The sequence below is a fragment of the Ideonella sp. P3_A4 genome (genome assembly GCF_056403075.1).
Genome location: NZ_JBFUGE010000594.1, coordinates 1 through 3,640 on the forward strand (window position 1 = coordinate 1; position 3,640 = coordinate 3,640).

Sequence of the window (3,640 nt, forward strand, 5' to 3'; positions counted from 1 at the left end):
CCCGTCTTGGGGTCGAACGCCGCGTGCGACTCGAATTTCTCGCTGGCGATGCGCTCGGGTGCCCAGCGCGCCACTGCGCTGGTGAGCGGCGCGCTGGCGCAGCCGGCGAGGGCCGCGGCGATGGCGAGCAGGGCGGCAGCGACCTGCAGCCGTTGCAGGCCGCCACCGATCACCGGCCGGCGATGGTGGGCGGCCCTCTCCGTACTGCGTCCGCAGTTACTCAAGCTTCCAGACGTAGTCGACTTCGAACGTTCCACCCATCGCGCGGCCGTTCTCGTCGATACCGGCGGTGAAGTAGCAGCTCGCCAGCTTGCTTTCGGCGACCTTGTCGAGCAGCCGGTGTTCGCGCGTCAGCCCTGCCGATTTGACGACCTCGGACCGCACCAATGCACCCGCCGCATCGATGGTGAAGCGCAGCCGGGTCAGGCCGGTCGCTTCGGCGCGGCGCGCGGCGGCGGGGTAATCCTCGCTACGTGGCGCACAAGCTTGCACGTTGGCGATCGCGGGTTTGGCCACGGCGCGCGGTGTCGTCGGGCCCGGCGGCAGCGTCGTGGTCGAGGTGCTGTCCGTCCAAGGCCGATCGCTCGGGGTGGCATCTGGGTTGGTGCTGATCGTCGGTTCCTGCGTCGTCGGCACGCGGATGTCATCCGGTACGGGCGCCACGTAGAGCGGCAGCACGGCGCTCTTGGGTTGCGGCAGAGTGGGTACCGGCGGGGGCGGTGGCGTYTGCACGTCCTTGACGACCGCGATGTCGACCGGTGGCTTGGGGATATCGATGGTCCGCGTGGTCAAGGCGTGGAGCAAGGCCCACCCCAACAAGACGTGGAGCCCCGCGACAACGGCGAGACCGGTCTTTTGCCCACTGGCCGGGGCGCGAAGCTGTTCAGCGTAGTTCAATGGTTTGACCCTCCAACCCGGGCCAAGTTACACCGTTCCAACCGTATCCGTCTGCCCGGTCATTTCATCGTAACCGCGCCTTTTCGACTTGCCAATGGGCCGGGCTGAGGTGTTGTGGCACGGCGTCTCGGGGCCGCTGGCTGACGATCGGCCGCGGGCTGCGGCGCGACCTGCTCATGGCTTGGTCGCCGGGTCCCAGTGCTCGGTGATCTGGCCGTTCTCGACGCGGAACATGTCGAACCAGGTGGTGGTGTACTTCTTCGACGCGTCTTTCGGGTCAGCCACTTCACGCACGAAGCTCAGCACGACGAGGGGGCCTTCAGCGGTGATCGACACCAAGGGGGCGGTGACCTTGGCTTCGATGGCCTTTGGCTTCTTGAACCGGCCGAAGAATTCGACGAAGGCCGCACGGCCAGTGGGCACGCTCGGGTTGTGCTGGATGTAGCCCTCGGCCATGTACTTCTCGGCGAGTTCGAGATGGCCTGCTTCGAACACCTCACGCCAGAAGTCGTAGACGAGCCGCTTGTTCCTGGCGAGTTGCGGGTCGCCGCTGGCCAGCAGCGCGGCATGGTCCGGCGCCGCGGCGACGGGAACCTGGGCCTGAGCGGACACGGTGGCGGCCAGGCAGGCCGCAATGAGAATCGGACGAACAAGCATGGGCGATCGATCGGGTTGACGGTGGCCCAGTGTCGCCTCGCCCGTCCTGGCTGCCAATGACCGATGCGACGAAGCAGGCACGGGCAACGCCGAAATGGCCGGTTGGCGTGGTGGTTGGCCGTTGGCACGCAAGGACGCCCGTGCGTAACGCTACGCAAGTCAAGTTTTGGTGGCGGCGCGGGACTGATACGCTTCGAGCGACTTTGATGCTTTGGCCTGCTCAAGGCTTCGAAAGGCGCGCAAGGGCGACCCGCCGGCGCCGATTAAGCGCCATCACAACCGAGGCGGTGTTCAACCCCGAACACCGAGGAGCAGCATCATGAAGATTTTCGAAACCAGCGTCGTGCAGCGAATTCGTCGCCAGTGGCAAGCCAGGCCCGCCGTTGCGCTGCGCGCATGTGCCCTGGTGGCTCTGGCCACCTGCGCCGCCGATCTCAGGGCCGCCGCGATCACCGTCCAGGCCGAAGGCTATGCCTACATGAACGGCATCGTGGTTGAGCCCACGCAGGACACGGGCGGCGGCAAGGACGTGACGGGCACCGACGCCGGCGACTGGCTGAGTTATGCGGCCGTCAATCTGCCATGCGCCGGAACGTATTCGTTCAAGGCACGCGTCGCCAGCAAGAACGGCGGCGGCACCTTCAACTTCGAAAAGGCGGGCGGCGGCGCCACCTATGCCCAGGTGAAGGTTCCGCGCACCGGCGGCAAGCAGACTTGGAAGACCATCGCGCAGGATGTGACGCTGGGCGCGGGCGACCAGGCCTTCGGCATTGCGGTGACGCAGGGCGGGTGGAGCCTGAACTGGTTCCGGCTCGTCCCCAAGTGCAGCGGCGGTGGAGAAACGGCCCAGATAGCCGCCAAGAACATGCACCAGGGCTTCAACCTGGGCAACATGTTCGATGTGACCCAGAATCCGCCGACCCTCCAGGCGGCGAAGGCCAAGATCGATGCCTACTACGCGCAGGGCTTCCGCAACGTTCGCATCCCGATCACCTGGACCGAAGTCACCAACGGTTCGATGCTGGTCAACAACGCCCTGGTTGGCGATGTGAATCGCACCCACCCCCGCCTGGGCGAAATCAAACAGACAGTCGACTATGCGCTGTCGCTGCCGGGCATGTATGTCGTCATCAACGCCCACCACGAATCGGCACTGAAGGACAACAACCGCTCAGCGGTGCTGGAGCGGCTTTGGGCCGACATTGCCGACATCTTCAAGGACAGGGGCCAACACCTGATCTTCGAGATCCTGAACGAACCGCACCTGAGCGACGGCAGCGCGATGCCGCCCGCCAACCTGCGCAACATGACTTCGTTGGCCTACAACAAGATCCGCGCGGTCGCCCCGCAACGCATCGTCGTGATCGGCGGCAACCAGTGGTTCGGTGCCGGCGAAATGGCGCAGACCTGGCCCGACCTGAACGGCGTCGGCAATGGCAACGACGCCTATCTGATGGCCGAGTTCCACCACTACAACCCGTGGTCGTTCAACGGCGACAACCAGGGTGACTACGCCGACAACTGGACGGAAGCCGACCTGTACAGCCCGATGGACACGATGCTCAGCTGGGCCAATTCAACCGGCCGTGGCATGCCCGTCTACATTGGCGAATGGGGCACGGGTTGGGGCAGCCGATACCAGGTGATGCAGTGCAACAACATCCGGCTGTGGTACCAGAAGCTCGACCACCAATATGCCTCGGCCAAGGGCATGCCGACGGCGGTGTGGGATGACGGCGGTTGGTTCAAGGTCTTCGACCATGGCACCAACAGCTTCGCCAACAACCTTTACCAATGCATTTCGGGCAGTTGCGCCTGGGACGGTGGCGATCGGTTCAACAGCGCCTGCTATTGATCGAAGGCGCGCTTCTCGATGAAGCGACAGGACGCTAACGCTTGTCTTGCAGGCTCTGCAGCTCGGCCAGCGTATTGGCGTTGAAGAACGCGTCGGCGTCTTCGAACAGCACCTCGCTGCAGCGCTGCTGCTTGGCCCAGCGATCGATCTTGCGTTCGCCGGTGGTGGTGGCGCGTACCAGGCTTTCGAGCAGCGTCACGCGCATCAGGCAGRACACCGGCTGCACCTGCA

3 protein-coding genes and 1 pseudogene are annotated in these 3,640 nt (G+C 64.9%); 1 reads left to right on the top strand and 3 read right to left on the bottom strand.

Features of this window, described 5'->3' with window-relative positions:
* Positions 1 to 216: 216 nt before the first annotated feature.
* Positions 217 to 792 carry an energy transducer TonB gene (locus AC1DYI_RS29525; RefSeq protein WP_477207685.1) on the bottom strand — a complete coding sequence of 192 codons (576 nt, stop codon included), beginning with the start codon at positions 790 to 792 and terminating at the stop codon, positions 217 to 219.
* 279 nt (positions 793 to 1,071) lie between these two features.
* Positions 1,072 to 1,554, bottom strand: a complete 483-nt coding sequence (locus AC1DYI_RS29530; protein WP_477207686.1) for a nuclear transport factor 2 family protein — start codon at positions 1,552 to 1,554, stop codon at positions 1,072 to 1,074.
* Positions 1,555 to 1,873: 319 nt separating this feature from the next.
* Here AC1DYI_RS29530 and AC1DYI_RS29535 point away from each other — a divergent pair, with 319 nt between their 5' ends.
* Positions 1,874 to 3,409, top strand: a complete 1,536-nt coding sequence (locus tag AC1DYI_RS29535) for a cellulase family glycosylhydrolase (protein ID WP_477207687.1) — start codon at positions 1,874 to 1,876, stop codon at positions 3,407 to 3,409.
* 34 nt (positions 3,410 to 3,443) lie between these two features.
* Here AC1DYI_RS29535 and AC1DYI_RS29540 read toward each other — a convergent pair.
* A pseudogene (locus tag AC1DYI_RS29540) lies at positions 3,444 to 3,640 on the bottom strand (molybdenum cofactor guanylyltransferase MobA); the annotation flags it as partial.